Source organism: Shewanella insulae, assembly GCF_009831655.1.
In the GTDB taxonomy this organism is placed as follows: domain Bacteria; phylum Pseudomonadota; class Gammaproteobacteria; order Enterobacterales; family Shewanellaceae; genus Shewanella; species Shewanella insulae.
In genome coordinates this window covers 1-25,030 of sequence record NZ_WRPA01000009.1, presented here as the reverse complement: position 1 = coordinate 25,030, position 25,030 = coordinate 1, and the positions used below count along the sequence as shown (strand labels likewise).

The following is a 25,030-nucleotide window of genomic DNA, read 5'->3' as shown; positions in this document are numbered from 1 at the left end:
GCTTTCCCCATTAGCGCTGCGAGCGCCTAGAGGCGAGGATCGCCGGACTTGCTGTCGACCTGGCCGATCACCTCGATATCGCTTAGCTTAGAGAGTATCCCCCACTGCTGTATGGTCATCATATCCTTGACCTCCTGGGCCTTGAAACTCAGGCGCAGGCCATCCTTGCGATACTCCTGGGGGAGATTTTGCGGCAATATGTGGCGGCCATCATCGGCGACTATGCCCCAGAAGCCCCCTTCGAGATTGAAATACCTAACCGTGCCTTGTGTCATGGTGATCGCCTTCTGCAGTGAGTCGCTGGTCTCCTTAGATAAGCCATCGGCGACGATTTGAAGATCTTCGGCCTTTGGCTGAGCCTTGTCCGCTTCGACTTGAGTCGCCTTGGCCTCATCGGCCTTAATTGCGACAGTCTCTTTAGCACTTTCCTCTGCCGAGCTTTGCTCTGCGGCAGGTGGCTGTGCCGGTGCAGATTGCTCTTGCTGGTTGCAGGCCGACAGCGCCAGGGCGGCGAGTAGGGGGATTGAAATCTTGGTGATTACACCCATGGGCAAGTTCCTCATGCTCTAATCTATAGTTAATCTTAATTACTCTAACAGAATCCCCAGGAATGCCTAGCCTGTCGAGGGGGCTGTTGGTCTGTCATAGTTATCGTGCCCCTGTATCTATTGGTTTTTCGCATAATACCTGCCGAGGCGAATCCCCCCTACGGGGATAAAATGCCACTCAATTAATCCATGTGATGACTGATGAGAGAGAAGGTCCATGAAAAATTTACTTATTGTTCCAGCTTTGATGGCGGGCGCCTTAATGGCCCCTAGCCATGCATCGGCGGCGACCATTATCGGTGGCATAGGCTTCGAGTCGGCAAAAACCGTGCAGTCTACCGAGAAGAAGGAAAAGCAGCAATTCGAAGCCATTTTACAGGCGGCAAATGTGGAGTTTCTAGGGCTTAACTGGAACAACATCACCGCCGCCAAGGTGAACCGTAATGGCGATATTACGGTGGCGCGCAACTGGGGCTATGGTTTCTGGAACGACAACTTTGGTATGTCGGTGGATCTCATCAAGGGGGACTGGCTCGGCGCCGGCCCAAATATTGCCGCGGTGGGTCTCGCCTATAAAGACTGCTGGGGCAAGTTCTGCCTGCGGGTCAACCCGACGCTGGCAGGGATCGACATGAAGGGCGTGGATGGTAAGGTGTTTAAGGATCATGGTGTCCAGCTAAACCTTAAGGCTGACTACCAGTTTAACGATACCTTCAGTGCGACCTTCCACCCTCAGTATGCCAGCTGGAACGACGATGAGTTGGGCCAAACCATGAAGCTGGAGTTTAACCTGACTGCCAATCTGACCGACGACAAACGTCATAAGCTGATGTTGGTGCATGAGCGATTCTTGGTTAACAACGCCTCTACCGACCACAGAACCCGTTACATAGGTGAAAACTCACCCATTGGTGGCTACGTGGTGGGTACCGAGTCGACCCTGAAGCTGCGCTATTTTTACGTATTTTAAATCAGCCTTTTATCGACAATTTTGCCGACACTAACCTCTCTCCTAGTGTCGGCGATCTCCGCCTGGGCCCACCTTAGGGTGTGGCCCAGGTTTTCTTATCGGCCTCTGCCAAGTACCATAGCCTGCAACAAATTGATTCATAGTGCCGCGATCGACACAATTCGGCGGCCAAAGGAAGGCGTAATGCTTGCTAACATATTGTTTGCTAAAAAAATCGGCCCCATGACCGTGATTCGTCGCCAGCGAGGCTTCAGCGGGATGCAGATCTTCTTAATCGTGCTGCTGACCATGGTACTGACGGCGCTCGCCAGCTTCTTCATCATTAAGACCTATATTTTTCCCTCTCCCTTCACCCCCGTGACCCTCAATGCGAAGGAGGAGCGGCGGTTGGACAACAAGTTGTCGCAGCTGGGATGGCAGGTGGAGCGCAAGGACGATCGCCACGGCGGGGCGGGCAAGCTTGAGCCCGAGCCCTATCGTGAGCGCGACGCCGACCGCAAGGTGACCTTCAGCGAGAAGGAGGTCAACGCCATGATAGGCCGCAACCCAGACTTTGCCGAGCGGGTGGCGATAGATTTTTCCGACAACCTGGCCAGCGCCAAGATCTTGATCCCCATTCCCCAGGATTTTCCCATCATGGCCGGTGAGATCCTACGGGTGAACGCCGGCTTGGATATCCATCTGGACGCCAGCCGTCGCCCCGTGGTGGCGCTTGTCGGCGTGAGCCTGATGGGCGTGCCCATCCCCAATGCCTGGCTGGGTAACATGAAGAACGTCAATCTGGTGGGGGAGTTTGGCGATCGCGGCTTCTGGACCACCTTCGCCGATGGGGTCGACGATCTGCAGATCCGCGATGGTGAACTCTACCTTAAATTACGCCGCTAGAATCGCCCGGCCTCAGTCTGAATTGGAGGCAAAATAAAAGCCGGTTGATGAGGGCCGGCTTTCGATGCAGTGGTGTAGGGAGATGGTGAGATGGCGCCTAGTCCTTAGTCTGCTGGGTGTTGGCCTCCTGCTCTGCTGCCTTCTCTTGCTTGGTCTCTTCCTGTTTAGGTTTCTCGGCCTGTCCGCCGCATCCGCCACAACAACTCATAATGACTCCTGTTGGTTCGATTAACTGGCCACAGAGTACTTGATTAAATTACTCGGGTATTTGATCTCGATCAGCTTTTGTCGACTTGTTGTGATCGCCGCCGCGTTCGGCGGCGCTCACTCAAGTCTTCTGGCGAATGTAAATGGCCTCAGGCCGTCAGCTCCTGCTGCGTCCCTTGGCTGTCTCTGGCGGCGAAATAGCTCAGGGTGTCGGCGATGATCACCTTGCGCAGGCCGATGAGGGCGATCAGGTTGGGAATCGCCATCAGGCCGTTGACGGTATCGGCCAGCAGCCAGATGAGATCCAGCTGAATGAAGGCACCCAGGGCGATTAGACTCAGAAAGATAAACTGGTAGAGCTTAATGCCTCGCTCGCCCAGCTTGTGGCCAGTGAGATAGTACCAGCAGCGCTCGCCGTAGTAGTGCCAGCCCAGAATGGTGGTGAAGGCGAAGCAGACCAGGGCGATGGTCACCAGATATTGGCCGATGACCGCCGAACCGCCGGTGGCGAAGGCCGCGCTGGTCATGGCGGCGCCCGCGGCGTCGCCGCTCCAGACGCCTGTGATGATCAGCACCAGTCCCGTCATGGTGCAGATGAGCAGGGTATCGAAGAAGGTGCCCGTCATGCTCACCAATCCCTGTTCTACCGGCTCCTTGGTCTTGGCTGCGGCCGCTGCGATGGGGGCGCTACCCAGACCCGACTCGTTGGAGAAGACCCCGCGGGCGATCCCTATCTGAATCGCCTGGGCCACGGTAGCCCCCAGGAAGCCACCGGCGGCGGAGATGGGGCTGAAGGCCGAGTGGATCACCAGCTGCAACGCTGGGATGATCTGCTCGCTGAAGGTCACCAGGATCCACAGGCAGGCCAGCACGTACCCCAGCGCCATGCTGGGTACCAGCTTCTGTGCCACCTTGGCGATTCGCTTGACGCCCCCCAGGGTCACCGCGGCCACCAGCAGGGTGAGCACCAGGGCCGTGACCCAGGCGGGCACGTGGAAGGCGATGGTCATGGCATCGCTGATGGCGTTGACCTGGGCAAAGGTGCCTATGCCGAAGAAGGCGACGCCGACGCCGAACAGGGCAAACAGCTTGGCCAGCCAACCGAGGCCCAGGCCGCGCTCTATGTAGTACATGGGGCCGCCGGCGATATTGCCACGCGCATCTGTGGTGCGATACTTGAGCGCCAGCATGCATTCGCCATACTTGGTGGCCATGCCGAAGAAGGCCGCCAGCCACATCCAGAAGAGGGCGCCCGGGCCACCGATCTTGATGGCGGTGGCCACCCCGACGATATTGCCCGTGCCTATGGTGGCCGACAAGGCGGTGCACAGAGCGGCGAAGGAGGAGAGATCCCCCTGGCCGCTGGCGGGTTTAAACAGCAACCTGAGTGCCAGGGGTAACTTAAAGACCTGGATCAGCCTGAGGCGCAGGGTGAGATAGAGGCCGGTGCCGACCAGCAGGCACAGGGTAATAGGGCCCCAGACGATGGCGTTGATCTCGCTAAGTAACGCGTGAAAATTCATGATGTTCCTCGAATATTAAACTCTAGGGTCCGTAGACCCCCTAATATGGAGGAGGAAAAGAAATGTCTGTGTGGAGACCGGCGTTTGTGGCTAGGTGATTCTTATTAACAGGGACACCGATTAACAGCAATAGGCTTTAACAGTGGCACGCAGCAACAGGCAAAAGCAACAAACGACAGTGACTGAATATAGCCAGGGCTATAACCGCTACAGTCATCCTCTCCTCTGTCCTTTTGCCTGAGCGTTTCGCACAGCCATTGGGGCTGCACTTTCGCCTTCGGCGCCGTGATACCTAAGAGTTATCCTGGGCTCACAGTCTCTCCAGAGGCTCGTCCAGTAACAGTCCACGCCACAATATGGCACCTGAAAGAGTGGTTTCTCGCCGATAACGCCTGGCGACAAACTTGCCTCGTCGGTGTGGGGTTGACTCCCCACTCTCCTGCTACCTTCATCCGAACGGAATCCGGGGGCGCTAGCCCCCGGGGCCGTATAGCATGCGTCAAACGCCGCGCCATCTCAAGGGGGTGAGTCACACTTTTGGTTGAGAAGTGTGGCAAAGAGGGGAGCTGAGAGCATAAACGCCAGGCTTAGACCAAAGGCGTACGATTTTTTTCGTTCAGCCCCTTACCTTGGCGCCCGCGCTAGGTTTAGAATAAAAGCTCATAATCACACTGTGGTTATACTGGCATTCATTGCTTAGCAGTCCAGCCTCTACGCTCACAGAAACTTCAGGTGTATCGTCACCTCACGACTTGCCATTTTTTGCCAAGTGCAGACAAGCCTTGATCTCGACTCGTTACACTCAGATGTTCGCAACTGTGTTGCGGCCGCAAGCATTATTTCATCGGGATCAACATGTTTTCAGCAGTCAAAAAAAGCATTAGCGCTAAACCCTCTTTTCAGGAGATACAGACCAATATCTTGGCGGGATTGACCGTGGGGGTGATAGCCCTGCCACTCTCAATGGCACTGGCGATCGCCAGCGGCGTGCCGCCCCAGCACGGCCTCTACACGGCGATGATCGCCGGCATAGTGATCGCCCTGTGTGGCGGCTCTAAGGTCAACATCTCGGGGCCGACGGCGGCCTTCGTGGTGATTTTGCTGCCAATCGTACAGCAGTTTGGTCTGGGGGGGCTGCTGCTCAGCGGCCTGATGGCCGGGGTGATACTGCTGCTAATGGGACTGGGCAAACTGGGTAAGTTGATCGAGATAGTGCCTTATCCCGTGACCGTGGGCTTCACCGCCGGGATAGGTGTGGTGATCGCCACCTTTCAGATCAAAGACTTTTTCGGGCTCGAGGTGGCCGCCGGTGGCGAACATTACCTGGAGAAGCTCTCCCATATCGCCCAGGCACTGACCAGCATTAACTGGCAGGAGACGCTGATCGGCGCCCTGACTCTGGCCGTGTTGCTGGCCTGGCCCAGGCTCAAGTCTAAGGTGCCGGCCCACCTGGCCGCGCTATTGGTAGGCGCACTCATCGCCTGGATCATGACCCAGATGGTAAATGGCTTCTCGGTGGCGACCATAGGCAGCCGCTTTCACTATGAGCTCGATGGCCTGCTGGGCAGCGGTATTCCGCCCATCATGCCCAGCTTCGAGTGGCCCTGGAACCTGCCGGGCGCCGATGGCCAACCCATAGGCATGAGCTTCGAGCTGGTGCGTGAGCTGCTGCCCTCGGCCATCACCATAGCTATCCTGGGGGCATTGGAATCCCTGCTGTGCGCCGTGGTGGCCGACGGCATGTCGGGCAAGAAACACAACCCCAACGACGAGCTGATCGGCCAGGGGCTGGGTAACATGCTGGTGCCCCTGTTTGGTGGGATCCCGGCGACGGCGGCCATCGCCCGCACCGCGGCCAACGTCAAGGCCGGGGGCAGTATGCCGCTGGCCTCAGTGGTCCACGGCCTGTTTATCTTGGCGGGGATCCTCCTGCTGGCGCCGCTGCTGTCATACATTCCCATGGCGTCCATGGCGGCGCTGCTGCTGGTGGTTGCCTGGAACATGAGTGAGGCGAAACACTTCGCCCGTACCTTAAAGGTGGCGCCGAGGGACGATGTGCTGATCTTAGTGCTCTGTTTCGCCCTTACCGTGCTGTTCGACATGACGATTGCCGTGGCTGTGGGCATGGGGCTGGCGGCCATGTTGTTTATTCGCCGCAGCATCAGCCTGACCGATGCCAGGGCTGTAGAGACCAACCATCAGGCCTATGAGGTGCCTGAGAGTGTGGTGGTGTATGACATCAACGGGCCGCTATTTTTCGGCTCGGCTCACAAGGCGCTCAAGACCATCGCCCTGGTGCGTCCAGACGTGCGGGTGGTGATTCTGGATATGTCCGAGGTAACCCTGCTGGATATGAGCGCCATCGTCGCCATGGAGTCGATCGCTCAAGATCTGTCGAGCAAGAAGGTGGCATTGATCATCAACAATCTGCAGCCGCGCATGTTGCTCAAGCTCAGGCGGGCGGGGATCCGCAAGCGCCGTGGTCAGGTGGAGTACGCCCGTACCATGGACGACAGCTTTGCCTTGGCGCGGCGAATGACGGCGCAGGGATAAACCTATTCGGGCACTTGGGGCCGCGGTATGTCAAAGTGCAGCGCTCCAGAGAGGCCACAATTGGCTAAGGTTAACAGTAGAGCGAATCACAGGTAGGGTGATTCGCTTTTTTGTTTTTTTAGCTATCGCGAATATGAGCCAGTGTGAGCTGGCCCTCAGTTTCATTTCATAAGATCTCCCACAATTCAGTTATTGGCGTACGCCAATAACTCATCAATATTTTATCGGATAAAGGGAATGGCCATGCCAAGACCCAAGAAATGTCGCCGCCTGCAGTGCCGTCCGCCCTGCAGCCTATTTAAGCCAAATGGGATCCCAAGCGTGGAGCTGGAGAAGATCCAATTGGAGGCCGACGAATTTGAGGCCCTAGCGCTGGGAGATGTGCAGCGCCTGAGTCAGTTGGAGGCGGCTGCGTCCATGGGGATCTCTCGCCAGACCTTCGGCAATCTGCTGGCCAGTGCCCGCCACAAGGTGGCGACGGCGATCACCCAGGGGCAGGCCATAGTGTTGCCGACATCGAATCAATAAGGAATCATCATGATAATTGCTATGCCCATGAGCAGGGGCCGTCTGGCGGCGCATTTTACCAAGGCGCAGCGCATCGGCTTCTTTAACGAATATCACCAGCTGATCACCAGCTTCGATAACCCGGCCTTAGGTGGTGGTTGTCGTGCCAAGAGTGAGCTGCTAAGCCTAATCAAGGCGCAGAAGACAGACATAGTGATAGTGCAGCATATCGGCGAGCGCATGCTGGGTAAGTTGCTGGCGGCGGGGATCGGCGTCAGCCAGGGGGACAACGGCGAGAGCATAGAAGTGCTGCTCAGCCAGACCCAGTTGCTGGAGCGTCGTCTGCTGGACGCCTTCCAGGGAAGGGCTTCCCTCAATCACGCCAAGAAGGACGGTTGTTGCGCCAGCGGGGGAGGCTGTGGTTCGGCCGAGGGGGGATGTGGTTCGGCCGAGGGCGGATGTGGCTGCGGCGGTCATAAGCCTAAGTCTGAGGTATCGAGCTTGCTACAAAAGCCTGAGTCAGCCCAGGGTGAGGCGTCTGTCTCCTATAGCGGCTTTCGCCCCCTGAGTTAGGCTCATCAGTCTAGCAGTTGATAGGGGCGAGCGATCGCCTCTCTCACCTCGGCCATAGAGAAGACCTTGATGAAACGCTCGAAGGGCTGGCCGTGAAAATAGAGTTCAACAACGGGTAGGGTAAAGACTCGGTGGGCGGCGGCGATCTCGCCCTGCTCTGCACAGTCGATATAACAAAGCTGCATCTTGGGAAACTCCACGACCAGCATCTGTAGCAGTCTGGGCTTGATGCTCTGGCAGACGCCGCAATGGGCGCCGCCAAAGAGCAGGAGCACGGCCTCATGGGCGGCTAAGTAGTCACCCAAGGCTTCATTCGACTCAATATGGTCTGCTGTTAACTGTGCCATCTACATTACCCTTGTCTCTTACCTGCTCTCTAGTCTCGACGCTCTCGAGTGGCTTCGCAGGTGTTACTCCGCTTATTGAGAATGCCTCTAAAGAGGTATTTAAATTCAATATCATAGCCTAATTAACCTATCTGGTTCACACTTCTTTTGTTCGGGTCGAATATCCGTTGTCCGCCATCTCTCCTCTGAGTAGACTGGCGGCAATAAAGCTATATTCAGGATGTTTGTTTAGTCCCTTATTCAGGTCGAGGCGCAGCAGATGCTTAATATCGATGATCCTAGAGTAGTCGACAAGACACCGGCGATTTGGCGCCTGGGATTTAGGCCCTTCTTCCTGGGCGGCGCCCTGCTGGCGACCCTGTATGTGCCGCTTTGGCTGATCACCTGGTATCTGCCTGAGATGAGCCTGCTGAGATCCCAGTTCTGGGTCAAGGTGGTACCGCTCTGGTGGCATCCCCACGAGTTACTGTTCGGCTTTGCCATGGCGATCGTCTCAGGCTTCCTGCTCACCTCGGTGCAGACCTGGACCAATCAGCCTAGCCTCAAGGGCTGGCCCCTAGCCTTGGTGTTTGCCTGCTGGTTGCTGGCGCGCGTGCTCCTGCTATCGCCGTTTGAGTTGCCGGTGTGGCTGCCGGCGCTATTTGACAGCCTTTTTTTGCTGCTCACGGCGGCTAAGCTCTGGTCTTGTATCTATAGGGTCAAGCAGTGGCGTAACATAGGCTTTCCCATCATGTTGCTGGTGGCCACGGGGATCAACCTGCTGAGTTACTACGCCCTGAGCCAGCGTGACTTCGTGCTGAGCCACCATATCTGGCAGGGCATGCTCTGGTGGCTGGGATTGCTGATCACCATAGTGGGCGGTCGGGTGATCCCCTTCTTTACCGCTGTGCGCATCAAACAGGCCAAGCCCGAGCCGATTAAGGCTCTGGATATCAGCCTGATAGCCTTAATGATCCTGTTGATTGCCCAAGGGATCACTAAATACCTCGCGCCCGGGGCCGAGCAGGCCTTGCTGGCGGTGACGGCGCTGGCACATCTGCTGCGCTGGAGTCGCTGGCTGCCCCACAAGACGCTAAGAGAGCCCATGCTCTGGTCCCTGCAGCTGGCCTATCTCTGTCTGCCCCTGACCCTGGCGGCGATCGCCTGGAATATAGATGATGAGAATGCCTATCGTCATCTGCTGCATCTGTTTGCCATAGGCACAATGGCGGGGCTCTGCCTGTCGATGATCTCCCGGGTCTCCCTGGGTCATACCAGCCGCAACATCTATCAGGGCCCCAAGATGTCACTGGCCTTCATGGGGATCACGCTGGCGGCGCTGTGCCGGGCCGTGATGCCGCTGTGGTTTCCCGAGTATAGCGAACAGTGGCTGTGGATAGCCGGCAGTTGCTGGAGCCTGGCCTTTGGCTGGTTTGTCTGGTGCTACGCGCCTATATTGACCCGGCCCAGAGTCGACGGACGTCCGGGCTAGCCCTGACACAAGTAGTCATTTAAATGAGTGTGGAAAGTGTAATGAAGAAACTAACTGCCATCGCATTGAGCCTGTTGGGCTGGTGCACCCTGAGTCAGGCGCTTGCCGCAGATGTAAGCACTGAGGTCATGGAGAGCAAGCGGGCCATGCAGGCCAAATACCCTAACCAATATGCCAGCTGGCAGGCGACCTCGACCCAGGCTGCGCGCAGCGACATGCTGGCCAGCTATCCCGCCGCCGTCATTCTCTGGGCGGGCTCGGCCTACGCCAAGGAGTACCATAGCCCGAGGGGGCATCAGTTTGCGGTGGCCGACGTGACCCATACCCTGCGCACAGGCGTGGCGTCGGGAGAGGGCAAGAAGGGGCTGTCGGCGAGCTGCTGGACCTGTAAGTCGCCGGATGTGCCAAGGCTTATCGATGAGCTGGGGGTCGAAGGTTTCTCGGCGAAGAACTTCACCGATCTCGGTAGCGAGATGAACAGCGTGGTCTACTGCAGCGACTGTCACGTCAAGGGCAAGGCGGCGCTGACCCTGCCGCGCCCTCATGCCCGCGATGCCATGGCTAAGGTCCATCTGCCCTTCGATAAGCAGGACGAGGCGATGCAAGGGGCCCAGGTGTGTGGTCAATGCCATGTGACCTACTACTTTCAGCCGGAGCGCAGCAACAAGGTTAATATTCCCTGGATCTTCGGCAGTAGCGCGGATCTTATAGAGAAATATTACGATACTCGCCGCTTCTACGAGTGGATCCATCCCATCTCTAAGACGCCCATCCTCAAGGCGCGTCACCCTGAGTTTGAGCATTGGAGCCGCAGCGAACACGCTAAGGTGGGCGTCACCTGTGTGACCTGTCACATGCCGGCGGCGACCGACGGCGAGGGCAAGGAATACACCAATCATCAGGTGGGTAAGGCGCTGCCAAACTATGATGCCGTGTGTCAGGGCTGCCACGAGAATAAACAGGCCCTGATGAAGCAGCTTACCTCGGCCAAGTCGCAGATTGCCGAGAAGGCGAGACGCGTTGAGCAGCTGCTGGTCAAGGCCCATTATGAGGCGGGAGCCGCCTGGGACGCGGGCGCAAGCTGGGCCATCATGAACGATGCCATCATGGCGATCCGTCATTCTCAATGGCGCTGGGACTTTGCTATGTCATCCCACGGCAGCTATGCCCATAACCCCCAGGAGGCTAACGACCTGCTGGACACGGCGATCCTTCAGGCAGAACATGCCCGCCGCGCACTTAGCGAAATCCTCAGCATGTTGTCTGTCACTCAGGTTAACTACCCCGACATCTCCACCAAGGAGGCGGCGCAGCAGGCCGTCGGGATAGAGTTGGATAAGCTGACCGAGGCTAAGCAGGCCTTTATCAAGCAAGAGGTGGACAAACACTGGCCCGCGGTGAGCCGCACGGGTTACTAGTCGTTTTCTAGTCTAGCTATTGATTCGGTATAAAACGCCGACCTGGATACCGGGCCGGCGTTTTTGTTGCTAGGGTTTGGGTAGCGGATATTGGCTGTCGAAGGCCAGGCATTTCTGCTTGAGAAACTCGATGCAGGTGCGAACCTTATGGCTTGGGTATTCCGTCTGCAGGTAGGTGAGCTGCAGGGGAATGGGCTCGGCCAGATAGTCGGTCAGCAGCAGCTCGAGCCTGCCCTCTGTGACCTCCTGAGCCACATCGAACCAGCTCTTATAGGCGATCCCTTCCCCCGCCAGGGCCCACTCCTTAACCACGGCGCCGTCGTTGCAACTCTTGCTGCCCGTCAGCTCGACCTCGAGGGGCTGGCGTTTGTCGGCAAAGCGCCACTTGTGCCATGGGGTATTGCCGCGGTTGAGCAGTAAGATCTTATGCTGACTCAGCTGCTGGGGATGGCTGGGGCGGCCATGGCGGTCTAAGTATTCGGGGGAGGCCACCGCCACCCTGTGCATGCGCGCCAGTTGCCGCCGCATCAGGGAGGAGTCCTGCAGCTCACCGTACCTCAGCGCCAGATGGACATTCTGTTCGATGAGGTCGTCCAGCTGATCGCCGAAATAGAGCCGCAGGGTCAGCTCGGGAGCCTGGGCCGTCAGTTCATCCAGCCAGGCTCTGACCCGGTTGCGACCAAGATCTGAGGGGAGGGCGATGCGCAGCTCACCCCTGAGTTCGCCTCGCTTGTCGGCGAGGGCATCGCTGGCACCCTGTAGCAGGCTGAGGGCCTGACGCCCTGTGTCGATGAAGGCCTGGCCCTCCTCGGTGAGCTGCATGTTACGGGTCGAGCGGGCAAACAGTTGACAGTTGAGCTTGTGTTCCAGACGCTGCAGGGCGGCGCTGGCGGAGGCCGGGGTCATGCCCAGTTCGCGAGCGGCGGCCGATACGCTGTGCAGGTCGGCGATACGGATCGCCAGTTGCAGATCTTTGAGATGGTACATGTCAAAAAATTTTTGAAAATGATTTCAATACTAGCCTAATTATCAAATTATATAACGGGTAATACACTCGGTTTCATCGAACAACTTGAATGTAATTGCCGCCACCTGTCGGCATAAGGAAACCCGATGAAACTCTTTAACTCCTACCAGATGGGCCAGCATGCCTTGGCCAACCGTATCGTGATGGCGCCCATGACCCGCTCACGCACCAGTCAGCCGGGCAATCTACCCAATGAGATGATGGCCACCTACTACGCCCAGCGTGCCTCGGCGGGACTGATAGTGACCGAGGCGACCCAGATCTCCGACGATAGCCAGGGGTATTCCTTTACTCCCGGCATCTATACCCAGGCGCAGATCGATGGCTGGCGTCAGGTGACAGATGCGGTGCACAGTGCGGGCGGTAAGATCTTCAATCAACTCTGGCATGTGGGCCGGGTGTCTCACCCTGTCTTTCAGGGGGGAGAGGCGCCCATGGCTCCCTCGGCCATCAAGCCCGAAGGAACCCAGGTTTGGGTGGTCGACGAGGCGCACCCCGAGGGGCAGATGGTGGATTGTCCGACGCCCAGAGAGATGAGCCAGGCGGATATCGACGGCGTGGTGAAGGACTTTGCCATGGCTGCGAGCAATGCGGTGGCCGCCGGCTTCGATGGGGTAGAGATCCACGGCGGGAATGGTTATCTCATCGACCAGTTCCTACGCACCAACTCCAACAAGCGCCGCGATGCCTATGGTGGCAGCGCCGAGAAACGTATTCGCTTCCTGCTTGAGGTAGTCGCGGCCGTGAGCGAAAGAATTGGCGCCGGGCGTGTCGGCGTGCGTCTCGCCCCCTTCGTGACCTTCAAGGATATGAACTGCCCCGAGATCGTAGATACCATCTTGCTGGCGGCCAAATCGCTTTCAAAGATGGGCATCGCCTATATTCATCTGTCTGAGGCGGATTGGGATGACGCACCGCAGATCCCCGAGTCCTTCAGGGTGCAGCTGCGTAACCTGTTCGACGCCAGTATTATCGTTGCCGGACGCTACGATCTCGCCAGAGCCAGCGAAGTGCTGAGCAAGGGCTATGCGGATCTGGTGGCCTTCGGTCGTCCCTTCATCGCCAATCCTGACCTGCCCCACAGGTTGCAACACCAGTTGCCGTTGGCGCACTTCGACAAGGGCCCGCTGTTTGGGGGCGGCGCAGCCGGGTATACGGACTATCCTGCCGTGCGTTAGGTATGATATCAAGTTTGATGAGTGGAATCCCCCTAGCCTCAAGACGCTGGTGGCTAGGGGTTAGGAATTGGTGTTAGGGGCGTCTATTGACCTAATGTCTTAGGTCAGAGATCAGGTGCCACTGTCGGCGGCCCATCTCCAATACCACTCCGACGGCGAGCCCGGCGGCGGTATTGATAGTCAGGCAGACGGCGGCGGTGGATAAGATCACTAAGATGCAGAAGGGCTTGCCATCGAGGAAGCGCTTAGACCAGGCCAGTTGCAGGCCGGCGATCGCTAGCAGACTCCCCAGAATCGCCAAGGGAATGAGAGACAGTAGCTGAGCGATAGTGTCGCCCCAGCACAGGGCGATAAGCAGGCAGCAGATACCGAACAGCACGGGGGCACGCCAGCTTCTGGCGCCAAAATGGTATTGTACCGCCAAGCCGCCCGCCCCATGGCACATGGGCGTGGCACCCAGGGGGGCCAGCAGCAGGTTTGCCCAGCCCGAGCTGGTGGCCAGGCGCCGCGGTGCGAAGCGTTTATCATCTACCAGGGCATCTTGGGGGAATTTCTCACCGGCCATTGCGGAGGTGGCGATGACCGCATTGGTGAGGGTGAGTGCCAGCTGCGGCAACACCAGCAGCAGGGCGGCAGATTGCCACTCATCTATTTTGGGCCAGCCCAGTTGCCAGTCTGTGGTGGCGGACAGGGTAAAGCTGGGTGCCGAGCCCTGATTGGCCTGCCACAGTACACCCAGGCCCAACACCAGCGGCATCGCTAGATAGGGAAGTGGGAGGAAGCGACTGACAAACAGGGCGGTGAATGCCAGTATGCCGATGAGCCAGGTACCGCTCATCATCTGCCCACCCATCCAGATGAGCTGCAGGCCAATCGCCAGTTGTATGCCTATGCTCACCGCGGGTGACAGCTGTTTGGCCATCCAGCCGATGGCGCCGCTATAGGCCAGCAGCAAGAGTATGAGGCCCATCAAGATGCCGCTGGCTTGCAGCATGCCCGGCGTCAGCCCCTGGGCGATCACCAGCGCTGCGATCACCTTCATCGGCTGTACAGGAATGGGCCGACGATAAAAGTAAGCGGTAAAAAAGGCAAACAGGCCGAAGCCGAGAAAGATCCCCTGGGGGGAGAAGTGGTTGATAGCTATCAGGCCGAGCACCAGTGGCAGAAAGGTGCCGAGATCGGCGAAGGCGCCGCTGAATTCTCCTATGTGTCTGTGTAGCGGATTGTCGTCTTGGGTGTTACATCTCATATTACTTGCCGTGGGAAATCATCACTCATTTCATGGCAAATTTAATGCCATGTTTTTTGTAGGCTTTTATGGGGAAAACCGAGGCAAAATGGGCCATTTAGCTAACCTGGGTGAGACAAGTTGTCACACTCTTGGTCAGCACTGGGACAAGAGATCTCAATATTGATTGATGCTGACTTTTTATGAAGTCTGCGCTAGCAGTGAATTTTGGGCTGCTTGTGGCTGTAAGTATCCCGCTTCTGACAAACGAACAGTGAATAGGTTAGAGGAGAAACGCTGTTTGTTAAATTGGGACTAGGGTCTTTGCTGTAGATCGGGTGTTGAGCCACTAATGTTTTATCGGCACTAGGCCCGTAAACGGGCCTTGTGATTGCCTCAGAGTTGGTTGTGCATATCGTTTAAGGCGTTGTGTAGCAGGTCGTCGTCATGGGCACTGGCATGCTGATCGTCTCTGGGATCGTCGATATCCACAAGCGATGGATGAGGCTTCTCTTTCTCATGCTCCTCCAGCAGCGGGTTGTCGAACTGATCCGCCTGAGTCAGGGTGAGATCGTCTGCGTCGAAGTGCTCCGTGGCCAGCAACGGCGTATCCAGATCCGGCTGAGGCTTAGTGTGACTATCGACTTGCGCCAGATCCTGCTGACTCAGCCCCACCATCTGCAGATAGTGATCCACGGGGGCGGGCGTAGCGGCCGCCAATGGCTGGGTGCCGGCCTCTGTATGAGAGGGGGCGGCACCACTTGCCGCCAGCTCATGGGGCTGATTAACAGGCTCCTCATCTTGAGCTGCCGCGCGTTGTGCATGCTTATCCTCTGCCTCACTTTCGTTTGCCTGGATGACGATGATTTGGGCATCATCGCTGGCGTCCTGGTTGTCACCCCATTGGGGAACATCGTGCAGTTCAGGCGGCGGTGGTGGCGGGGCAGGGATTGTGGTGACCGGAGTGACAGTCATATCCACCAACTGAGTGGATTGCTGGTTGTGGCCGCTGTGCCCATGGATATAGGTGATATCCAGATTCACCTCCACATCCACATTGGAGGAGTGGCTGTCGTGATAGAGGATATGGAAGATATCGTGGTGGGTTTCAGAGATGGTTTCCCCCGCCCAGTGGGTGCCGCCGGCAGCCTTATCGCCCGGTGTTGGTTCCTGGTTATAGAGATAGTCTACGTGGCCTGTATCTGGGTCTATGGTGAGTGTGCCATATTGACCCCTTAGGCTGAGTGTAGGGTGCCCATGGCCGTCATCTATCGCCCAGGCGCCCTTGGTGGATAAGTTAGGGGTGAGTTGCTGAAGCAATGGCGGCGCAATGAGATCGCCTGAGATATGTGAGCCAATGCTACCACTACCTATTGGTGTAGGGGGGGTCTTAAAGCTCAAAGTGGGTACAGGGTTAGCGCTATCGCTAATAAACAGAGGGCTGTGTATTGATGCTAAATTCCCCGCTAAATCTTGAACCGATGCGGTGATATCAACCGTTCCCCCAGGCAGCGCCTGAACCTCCGCTGCGGTTAATGAAGTGTGCCAAGCGCCTTGAGTTACCACGGCTTGATGCTGCTGACCCGCAATCGTTACTGTAACCGTTTGCCCATCTTCAACGCCAGATACTGTACCCGTTATATCAATCGCTTGCTGGTGTTCGCTGGCGTCAATGATGTTGTCGCTGGTGATTGGGTTAACCCTAATGGCCGTAGTATCGGTGCTGTAGTGATGATTATCCGCCGCACTGGTTGCCGTAGTGCCATCAGGCCCTGTGGTGGTGACTTCTACATGTAAGGGGACATCTCCAGTTGGTGCAGTTTTAGGGAGTACAACCTCAATGCTTGAACGATGCCAATCTTGCACTTCGACTGCTTGGCCATTCTGAACTGTAGCAGTGTGTCCATGGCCGTCATCAAGAGTTGTACCATCCGGAAGGCCAGTTAGCTTAACGCTTGTAACATGATCATCCGGATCATTGGGCTGCACATCCAGGTTCAGATCGTGATGGAATGGATTCCCCCCTATTTGTGGTGTATTCAAAGTGTGATGTGCCAATGCATCGGTTTGGTGTCCTGTATGATCGACTAGTTGCCCGCCTTGGATGCCTAATTCCAGTAAAACCCTGCCAGAACCAATTCCTGGTGTTGATTCACTTAATGGTCCAGAGGCTACCTGTTGGGCTGTTACTTCTCCTTGCATAATGACAGCACTGGTAAATACAGCTTGCACACTTAAATCACTCGCAGGCGCTTTCATCTGCCCATCGCTGTACATTACCTGCCCATTTTCATTCATCAGTGGGTGTAACCCATCACCTAAATTAACCCCAGTATGTCCTACTGCTTTTGCAATAAAGATTGGTATATGGTCTCCCCCACGACCTTGGTGGTTAAACCAAAAGGTAGGATTTCCAAAAATCTGTGCATCATCTCCAGCAGTGTTGTAACTATTCATGCCTAAATCACTATCATGCCATATCTGAGCACTGTTGGTGTGAAAGACAGGTTGACCATCTTGATAAACAGTGGCGCTATGCGATGCAGTATTTACTGAGAAGGTGAGTCGATGTGGATCATGGTTTTGAGTAATATCAATACCTGTTTGAATTGGTTTATGTCCCGGTAGCCAAATAGTAAGGTTTTGTGGGTTGGTGACCGTAAATGTATTTAACGTGTTGGTATGACTGTCGTCTGAATAAATTTTACATACTGCTGCAGCTCCTTGTTGTTCACCTTTGGCGACAGCATTACCAAATTGTATTAAAACGGATTCTTTATTAAGGTGTGAGCCTGAAGGAATTTTAACCACGACTTCAGCGGTTAATTCTGGTGAAGTCTGATGGGTAAGGTGAGAACCATCCAAGCGGGTAACAGCAAGCCCATTCCCTTGTCCTGATTGCATGGTTGCTTCAGTCGCGCTCAGATGCATCGAAATCGACGCTGCATCGGTGACGCTGTCTACCGTAATATGACCTGAAGCCGCTGCCGACTGCATGCCATTTTCACTCACGGTAAATCCAAAGCTGGCATCACCGTGGTAGTTTTGCGCTGGTGTAAAAACAAGCTGGTCAATGTGGGCTGTGTCGATATGTTGTCCAGCTGCCACAGGCTGCCCATTGAACGTCAAAGTGCCGTGTGTTACATCAGGTAAAGAACTGATGGTGAGCTGATCAAAATTGTCCGCACTGAACTCTGCAGCAGTAAAGGTATGTGGGGAATCTTCATGCATCTGAATGATCCCGGAGCTTGCCGTTGGCGCACTGCCCATACTGGCATGAACAGACACTGAAGCTCCTTCAGGGTCGGTGACCTGATAACTGATGTCTACCGGCCCTTTGTATCCATTTTCAGGATGGTAAAGATAACCTCCATGGCCATCAGGAGTAATGGTGCCGTGGTCCGCTTGTAGGTGGCTGACACTTAAATGCTGATTGTCATACGTATCTGAGTCGTGAACATTAGCCAGCAAATCACGTAAAGCGATAGGTGTATTACCATTTTGCGGCGTGATAAAGGTTTGCCCATTAACAACTGGCGCATCGTTGGTTCCCAGAATTGTGACTACAATGTCATGTTTGGTTCCATCACTGGCGGTCACCGTGATCTTATCTTGTACATTCTCTTGGGCGCCAACATGTTGCACTTTACTTTGATCAAGCGTGTATTCCCAACGTCCGTTGACCATCGTAAAAGAACCGTAACCGTTGTCACCTGATGTGGCCGGCATATCTGGCAGTGTTGGCGTTTGATTCGTATCTGGGTCGGTGATGGAAATACTGCCGTGCACCGTAGCAACATCTCCCACATTTCCTTCCGTTAAGTTTCCTGAAAAATCCCCTTTAAATTCAGAAGGGGTGTCCGTGCCCGTTAGATTAACTGTCACTTGATGGGTCACGCCATCGTGGGTTCTAAACGTAAAGGTTTCTTGGGCTTTTGCGCCATCTGGCAAGGATGTGGCTTTATCACCAGCCACAAAGGACCAGTGACCATCTTTCATAGTGAAAGTACCGTAACCATGATCTCCTATTTGGTTTTGTACATTAACAAAGGTGTCTGGGGTCGCATCTGGATCAGTAATATGCAAGTCACCATGGGCATCATCGGTCACACCATTAAAATGCGCCGTGGCACTGTTTGTCCCGCGCGTAAACATTGCATAGCCATTTACACCATAATTTGGGTCTCCCATGTTCATTACCCAAAACCCATGCTGCAGATCCAAGCCCTGAGCAGCACCACCTGCCGGACCCTCATCACCGCCTACAGAATACCAACGACCAGCGTTTGGATCGTTTTTGGTCACCGGTGGAAAGTCAAAACCAGCAGAAATGGTGGCCAGCCAAGCCCCTTGGGGAACCGTCAAATCTGGCATAGCACCTTGTGAACCGCCCTCAGTGACAGAGGCACTGTTATCACCTGAAATCTTTGCAACATCGTTCACTGCCACCAAGTTAATAGAGGCGGTTTGTGGTATAGACGCCCCATGCTCATCTTGCACTTGGTAACTAAACTGGACTGGACCGTTATAGTCCTTGTCAGGTGTAAAACGAAAAGTACCATCGTGGTTGTCTACAATTTGTCCGTGATCGGCAGACAAATTATGTATGCTCAGTTGTGCGTTATGGTCAATATCACTGGCATGGGCTAGCAAATCAGAAGCTTGCAAGGTCACAGTCGTGTCTTCTTTTCCTGTAGCCAATATGACTGACGATGACACAGTCGGAGCATCATTAGTGCCCGTAACGGTAATAGTAATGCGGTGAGACGTGCCATCCGAAGAATGAACCTCATAGATGACATCTTTAGTTTCACCTTGCTTTAGGGCTTGTACCGCTGGATTGCCATTTGCTAGGACGTAATCCCAATTGCCATGACGGTCGATGTGCATTTCTCCCTGGAAGGGGTCACTGATAGCTTTTTCGTGTCCAAATGCCCCTGACGCCCTAAAGTGATCTTCACCAGCATCTGGATCGGATATAGAAAGGCTTCCGGTCACTTGAATATGATGCATCGAATCGGGGAAAACGTGCCGATCTTCAGTAATTGAACCAGTATCGACACCTGCGATGATCGCAGAGTCGTTGCTACCTTGTACATTTATTTGAATATGTTGTGTTGCTGTAGAGCCATCACTTGAAATGGCAACAATATCAAATCCTTCTGTTTGATTTTGTCCCGCCGTTAAGTGCTGTGCTTTGGCCGGATCTAATTGGTAATGCCAAGTGCCATCTTTAGCGACACTGAAACTGCCAAAATTACCGGTTAAATTCTGCGTTTGAAAATGCACGCTGTCATCTTTATCAACATCGTGTGCCAGTAATGTGCCCGATAGGGCGGCTTTTTGATCTTCAATGGCAGTGCCTATCGATGCTGTTAACGAATCAGGAGTATCGATAATGACGCTATCTTCTGTGCCTTTAATCGTCGCTGTAATAGGAATACGTGTGCCATCTGCGGTGATCAATGTCATGTGATCGGTGAGACTTTGACCATCTTTTAATTGTTGAATTTCAGGGTGATTATTATCTGCGATATAACGCCATTTATTATGTCCATCAAAGCCATGAGTGGTGACAAATGAACCGTGAGCACCCTGTAAAGTCATTGCAAAATTGGCGGGGACGCTATGCTCAACACCATTAACTTCAATTTTGACAACTTGTGCATCTGCTTGAGCATCGGTGTCAGTAATATCAAGATTTTTCCAATAAGAAGTTAACGTATGAGAAGAGGAACCGTTAAGATGATCTTCAATTACTTCGTTACTAGATAACGCACTCGCAAGTACGGAAGCATCATTGACTGCAACTAAATTGATCGTTGCGTCTGTGTGCGTAGTGCCGCCGTGGCGATCGATGACATCATAGGTAAAGTGCACATCTCCGCTGTAGTCTTTTTCTGGCGTAAAGGTGAAACTGCCATCGGCATTGCTGCTGATTGTCCCATGGTCGGCGCTTAAGTGGGTGGCTCTTAGCCAGCCTTGATCGTTGCGGTCACTATCACTGGCATGGGCTAACAAATCCTGTTGGGTTAATATAACCTGCTTATCTTCAATGCCTTGTGTCAGCACGAGTCCACTTGTCACCGTTGGAGCATCGTTACTACCGTGCACGACGACAGTGACCGTTTTACTCACTTTGCTTCCATCAGTCGATAACGCTTCAATGGTGAAATGCTCGTTCCATTCATCTCCTTCACCTAAAGATATCGCTTTAGATTGATCAACAATGAACTGCCAGTTGCCATCAGCATCAACCGAAAAATCACCATATTTACCGGCTGCTTGGGTCACTGTCCAGCTCACCAAGTCATGGGCGTCAGTATCATGTGCGAGTAATTGCCCCGTAATTTGTGCACCCGTGTTTTGATCTTCAATCACATCCCCAAGATGATTGGGTGTATCGATTATAACGTGATCTTCGGTCCCTTTAATTTCAACCGATAGAGACTGGCGGGTGCCATCTGGTGCAACTAAGGTGATACTTTCATGTAAAGACTCGCCCTCTTTTAAACCTTGAATTGATGGGTTGCGATTATCACCGTTATACAACCAAACTAGCTCCCCCTTGTGCGGACCATGAGAATATGTTGTTAGTTCGAATTTGCCATATTTGGTTTGAATATCAAGAGGCGAACCGACTTGCCAAGTAACCGTTTTACCGCCAAATTCAATGTCAACCTGATCGACCTTACTGTCAATGTCGGTAATCGTCAGTTGATGCCATTGTGAGTCGGCGAAGCGACTGCCGCCAAAGTTGCCATAAGAGCTGACTCCAGGATCGATGTCTTCTTTAACTGAGTCAGTTGAGACACCGCCAAACACAGTCTTGTCGTCAACGGCCGCTAGGTTGGTGGAAGCACCTGTATGTGTAATACCACCATGGGCATCTTTCACATCGTAAGTAAAATGCACCTCGCCGTTGTAGTCTTTTTCTGGCGAGAAGGTAAAGGTGCCATCTTGGTTGTCTCGAATGGAGCCATGGTTGGCAATCAAGTTAGCGACGGTAAGCTGACCTTGGTCGTTACCATCAATATCGGTTGCATGCGCCAGCAAATCAGCCGCAGTAATGGTTTGAACAGAGTCTTCCTTGCCTGAGTTTAACTGCACTTCACTTGATACTGTCGGGGCGTCATTAGTGCCGTGGATGGTAATGACGATATCGTGGGTGGTGCCATCTTTAGAGTGTACCGTCACCGTATCCGTTAAGGTTTCACCTTTCCCTAAGTGCTGGATTTCAGGTTTGCGGTTATCTATGTAGTAATTCCAGTTTCCTTTTGGGTCAATTGCCAATTGGCCACCCAGCGATGATGAATATGGCCGCCACTCTGGGTGCGTTGCTGCTGAGATAAGGGTTTTAAAATCAAAGCCTGATTCATCCTTGTCGGGGTCGATAGCAGATAATGAGCCTTGAGTCTCCAATTTATAGGCGTAGTTTCCTTGCACGCTGGCATGAGGGTTTAGGTCTTCAGTAACACTACCTGTATCAATGCCTGCAATAACCGCATTATCTTGTACCGCCGCTAAAGTGGTACTGGCGCCAGTATGAGTCATACCGCCGTGTGCATCTTTGACGTCATAGCTAAAGTGCACCGCGCCGTTATAGTCTTTTTCTGGGGTAAAAGTGAAGGTACCATCGCCATTAATTAATATCGAACCATGGTCGGCGTGTAGGTTTTCAATAGTTAGTTTACCCGCGTCATTGGCATCCACATCGACAGTGTTTGCCAACAGTTGAGCGGTCGTCAGCGTTTGGCGTGTATCTTCAGTGCCACTTTGTAGTACGACCTCGGATGAACAATAGGGGCGGTCATTACTGCCATGGATGGTGATAACAATGTCATGAGATGTCCCATCTTTTGAATAAACGGTAATGGTATCGGTCAGGCTTTGCCCTTCACCGAGCTGGTCAATTGTCGATCCTCTGTTGGACGCGTAGCCACCTTTAATACGCACACCGCCAGCATCAGCATAATAGGTCCATTGACCATTTTCTTGCAGCAGTAGATCGCCAAATTTACCCGAGTAGGTGAAGCCGACCCCGTGAGTGTTGAAGGCTGCTTCGCCGGAATCCAAGTCCGAAATGGTTAAGGTGCCACTGGCATACAGAGGGTTACGGCCAAGGTGAGCCATACCTGGTTGCGCATAGTCAGGTGACATATCTTTACCGGCGGAATTTTCGGTAACACTGCCGGTATCGACACCGCCAATCACGGCTTTATCGTCAGTGCCGTTAATGGTCACAGTCACTTTTTGCGAAGTGCCATCAACCGAGTGAACCAGCACGGTATCCGTGAGTGACTCACCGGTTTTTAAGCCTTGAATCGCGGCTTGTGCGTTATCAGCGGTGTAGGTCCAGTGGCCATGCTCGTTAATAGTGAGGCTGCCGTACTGGCCTTGAAGAGTGGTGGCTACAAATTGGTTTTGTCCGCTGTCGGGATCGGTGACGGTGAGCGCACCATCTACGCGGAGTTGTCCTTGGTAGAGGTCTTTGTCCTCGGTCACTGAAGCGGTTGAGGCACCCGCAATCATCGCTTTATCGTCGGTGCCGTTAATGGTCACAGTCACTTTTTGTGAAGTGCCATCAACCGAGTGAACCAGCACGGTATCCGTGAGTGACTCACCGGTTTTTAAGCCTTGAATCGCGGCTTGTGCGTTATCAGCGGTGTAAGTCCAATGGCCATGCTCGTTAATAGTGAGGCTGCCGTACTGGCCTTGAAGAGTGGTGGCTACAAATTGGTTTTGTCCGCTGTCGGGATCGGTGACGGTGAGTGCGCCATCAACACGCAAATGCCCTTGGTAGAGGTCTTTGTCCTCGGTCACAGCGCCCGTTGACGCGCCGCCAATCACCGCCTTGTCGTCGGTGCCGTTAATGGTGACGGTCACCTTCTGCGCGGTACCATCGACCGAGTGCACCAGTAAGGTTTCGGTGAGCGACTCGCCAGCTTTCAGCCCTTGAATCGCAGATTGTGAGTTATCAGCGGTGTAGGTCCAGTGGCCATTTGAATCAATCGACAAGGTACCAAATTGGCCTTGAAGAGTGGTGGCAACAAACTGGTTTTGTCCGCTGTCGGGATCGGTGACGGTGAGTGCGCCATCAACACGCAAATGCCCTTGGTAGAGGTCTTTGTCCTCGGTCACAGCGCCCGTGGCCGTGCCGCCAATCACTGCCTTGTCGTCGGTGCCGTTAATGGTGACGGTCACCTTCTGCGCTGTGCCATCGACGCTGTGAACAAACAGGGTCTCGGTGAGTGATTCACCTGACTTGAGCCCCTGAATGGTGGCCTGAGAGTTGTCGGCTGTGTAGGTCCAGTGGCCGAGATCGTTGATGGTCAGGGTGCCGTATTGGCCTTGCAGGCTGGTGGCGATGAACTGGTTTTGTCCGCTGTCGGGATCGGTAACGGTGAGCGCGCCATCAACGCGGAGATGTCCTTGGTAAAGGTCTTTGTCCTCGGTCACAGCGCCCGTGGCCGCGCCGCCAATGACTGCCTTGTCGTCGGTGCCGTTAATGGTGACGGTCACCTTCTGCTCGGTGCCATCGACCGAGTGTACAAACAGGGTTTCGGTAAGCGACTCGCCAGCTTTCAGCCCCTGAATCGCAGATTGTGAGTTATCGGCGGTGTAAGTCCAGTGCCCTAAATCATTGATGGTAAGTGTGCCGAATTGCCCTTGGTGTGTGGTAGCAATGAAGTGAGCATCGCCGCCATCGGGATCGATCACCGTCAGTTGCCCGGATGTCTGTAGCTGCCCGGCGACCAGGTCTTTGTCTTCTGTCACCGAGCCGCTGGCCATGCCATGGATGATGGCTCGCTGATCTGTGCCGTGAACTTCTATGGTCACTATCTGGCTGACGGGTTGTCCTGAGCTGTCGGTTGCTGTGACTCTGAAGGTCTCAGTGGCCACCTGGCCCGCATGTAGGGCCAGGGTGTTGGGGAAGCTATTATCGAGCCGATACTGCCAGAGACCTGTATCTGGGTCGATAACTAGCTCGCCATAGACGCCGGATGAATGGGGCACGGCCCAATGGACGCCGTCTCCCGAGTCGGGATCTGTGGCGATCAATTGCCCCGATACTCGGTCAACCGAGCCCTGTTCATTTAGGCTGGCATGATGGACGCCAGAGATCACCGGCAGATCGTTACTGCCCTCGACGGCGACGCATATGACGCTGCTGACGCTGTTGCCCTGATTGTCAGTTGCCGTAATGGTGAAGGTTTCATTGTGGTGCTCGCCTTCGGAGAGGGCATTGGTCTTGGCATCGAAGTTGTTGAGATGGTAGTGCCACTCACCCGTGCTGGGGTTGAGCACAAGATCGCCATATTGTCCCTTGCTGGTCTCTACCGACCAGGTGATGGCGTCCTTGGTGTCGCCGCTAGCCGCGAGTTTTCCTGATACCGTATCGATAACACTGTTTTCTTTAATCGTTTGAAAATTTTGTTGACTATCAATATGCAACGGATTTTCATGCGTGCCAGTGCCAGTGCCAGTGCCAGTGCCAGTGCCAGTGCCAGTGCCAGTGCCAGTGCCAGTGCCAGTGCCAGTGCCAGTGCCAGTGCCAGTGCCAGTGCCAGTGCCAGTGCCAGTGCCAGTGCCAG

The 25,030-nt window shown here is 54.6% G+C and carries 14 protein-coding genes and 1 riboswitch; of the genes, 8 read left to right on the top strand and 6 right to left on the bottom strand.

The genetic code is table 11. The annotated features are described in order from the left end of the window. Positions 1–26: 26 nt before the first annotated feature. The gene (locus tag GNT65_RS10910; RefSeq protein ID WP_160796136.1) at positions 27–548 is read right to left on the bottom strand and encodes a hypothetical protein; all 522 of its coding nucleotides are present in this window, start codon (positions 546–548) and stop codon (positions 27–29) included. A gap of 217 nt (positions 549–765) precedes the next feature. Here GNT65_RS10910 and GNT65_RS10905 point away from each other — a divergent pair, with 217 nt between their 5' ends. Further along, positions 766–1,518, top strand: a complete 753-nt coding sequence (locus tag GNT65_RS10905) for a hypothetical protein (protein ID WP_160796134.1) — start codon at positions 766–768, stop codon at positions 1,516–1,518. Positions 1,519–1,701: 183 nt separating this feature from the next. After that, positions 1,702–2,403 carry an arginine N-succinyltransferase gene (locus tag GNT65_RS10900; RefSeq protein WP_160796132.1) on the top strand — a complete coding sequence of 234 codons (702 nt, stop codon included), beginning with the start codon at positions 1,702–1,704 and terminating at the stop codon, positions 2,401–2,403. 356 nt (positions 2,404–2,759) lie between these two features. Here GNT65_RS10900 and GNT65_RS10895 read toward each other — a convergent pair whose 3' ends face one another. Continuing rightward, positions 2,760–4,133 (bottom strand): alanine/glycine:cation symporter family protein, encoded by a 1,374-nt coding sequence (locus tag GNT65_RS10895; protein ID WP_160796130.1) that lies wholly within the window; start codon positions 4,131–4,133, stop codon positions 2,760–2,762. Positions 4,134–4,348: 215 nt separating this feature from the next. Beyond that, positions 4,349–4,468: riboswitch (glycine riboswitch) on the bottom strand. A gap of 481 nt (positions 4,469–4,949) precedes the next feature. Between GNT65_RS10895 and dauA the strand changes: the two genes are divergently transcribed. The 3 genes from dauA to GNT65_RS10880 all read left to right on the top strand — a co-directional run bounded on the left by dauA (position 4,950) and on the right by GNT65_RS10880 (position 7,766). Beyond that, entirely contained in the window at positions 4,950–6,686 is a 1,737-nt protein-coding gene (gene dauA / locus GNT65_RS10890; protein WP_276508668.1) for a C4-dicarboxylic acid transporter DauA, read from the top strand. Positions 6,687–6,929: 243 nt separating this feature from the next. After that, positions 6,930–7,214, top strand: a complete 285-nt coding sequence (locus tag GNT65_RS10885; RefSeq protein ID WP_160796126.1) for a DUF134 domain-containing protein — start codon at positions 6,930–6,932, stop codon at positions 7,212–7,214. A gap of 9 nt (positions 7,215–7,223) precedes the next feature. Further along, positions 7,224–7,766 carry a NifB/NifX family molybdenum-iron cluster-binding protein gene (locus GNT65_RS10880; protein ID WP_160796124.1) on the top strand — a complete coding sequence of 181 codons (543 nt, stop codon included), beginning with the start codon at positions 7,224–7,226 and terminating at the stop codon, positions 7,764–7,766. A gap of 5 nt (positions 7,767–7,771) precedes the next feature. On the opposite strand, the gene GNT65_RS10875 is transcribed toward GNT65_RS10880, so the two are convergent. Further along, a complete protein-coding gene (locus GNT65_RS10875; RefSeq protein WP_160796122.1) occupies positions 7,772–8,113 on the bottom strand; it encodes a thioredoxin family protein in 342 nt (113 codons plus the stop codon). Positions 8,114–8,372: 259 nt separating this feature from the next. Between GNT65_RS10875 and GNT65_RS10870 the strand changes: the two genes are divergently transcribed. Together GNT65_RS10870 and GNT65_RS10865 are read left to right on the top strand one after the other, a co-directional pair. Continuing rightward, positions 8,373–9,584, top strand: a complete 1,212-nt coding sequence (locus tag GNT65_RS10870; protein WP_160796120.1) for an NnrS family protein — start codon at positions 8,373–8,375, stop codon at positions 9,582–9,584. Positions 9,585–9,625: 41 nt separating this feature from the next. After that, a complete protein-coding gene (locus tag GNT65_RS10865) occupies positions 9,626–11,002 on the top strand; it encodes an ammonia-forming cytochrome c nitrite reductase subunit c552 (RefSeq protein ID WP_244952157.1) in 1,377 nt (458 codons plus the stop codon). 69 nt (positions 11,003–11,071) lie between these two features. Here GNT65_RS10865 and GNT65_RS10860 read toward each other — a convergent pair whose 3' ends face one another. Then, the gene (locus GNT65_RS10860; RefSeq protein WP_160796116.1) at positions 11,072–11,989 is read right to left on the bottom strand and encodes a LysR family transcriptional regulator; all 918 of its coding nucleotides are present in this window, start codon (positions 11,987–11,989) and stop codon (positions 11,072–11,074) included. A gap of 126 nt (positions 11,990–12,115) precedes the next feature. Here GNT65_RS10860 and GNT65_RS10855 point away from each other — a divergent pair, with 126 nt between their 5' ends. Then, on the top strand, positions 12,116–13,207 hold the full coding sequence (locus GNT65_RS10855) for an alkene reductase (RefSeq protein WP_160796115.1): 1,092 nt from the start codon (positions 12,116–12,118) through the stop codon (positions 13,205–13,207). Between the two features lie 91 nt (positions 13,208–13,298). Here GNT65_RS10855 and GNT65_RS10850 read toward each other — a convergent pair whose 3' ends face one another. Further along, positions 13,299–14,456 (bottom strand): putative sulfate/molybdate transporter, encoded by a 1,158-nt coding sequence (locus tag GNT65_RS10850; protein WP_160796114.1) that lies wholly within the window; start codon positions 14,454–14,456, stop codon positions 13,299–13,301. A 375-nt stretch (positions 14,457–14,831) separates the two neighbouring features. Then, the gene (locus tag GNT65_RS10845) at positions 14,832–24,890 is read right to left on the bottom strand and encodes a VCBS domain-containing protein (RefSeq protein ID WP_160796112.1); all 10,059 of its coding nucleotides are present in this window, start codon (positions 24,888–24,890) and stop codon (positions 14,832–14,834) included. Between the last annotated feature and the right edge of the window lie 140 nt (positions 24,891–25,030).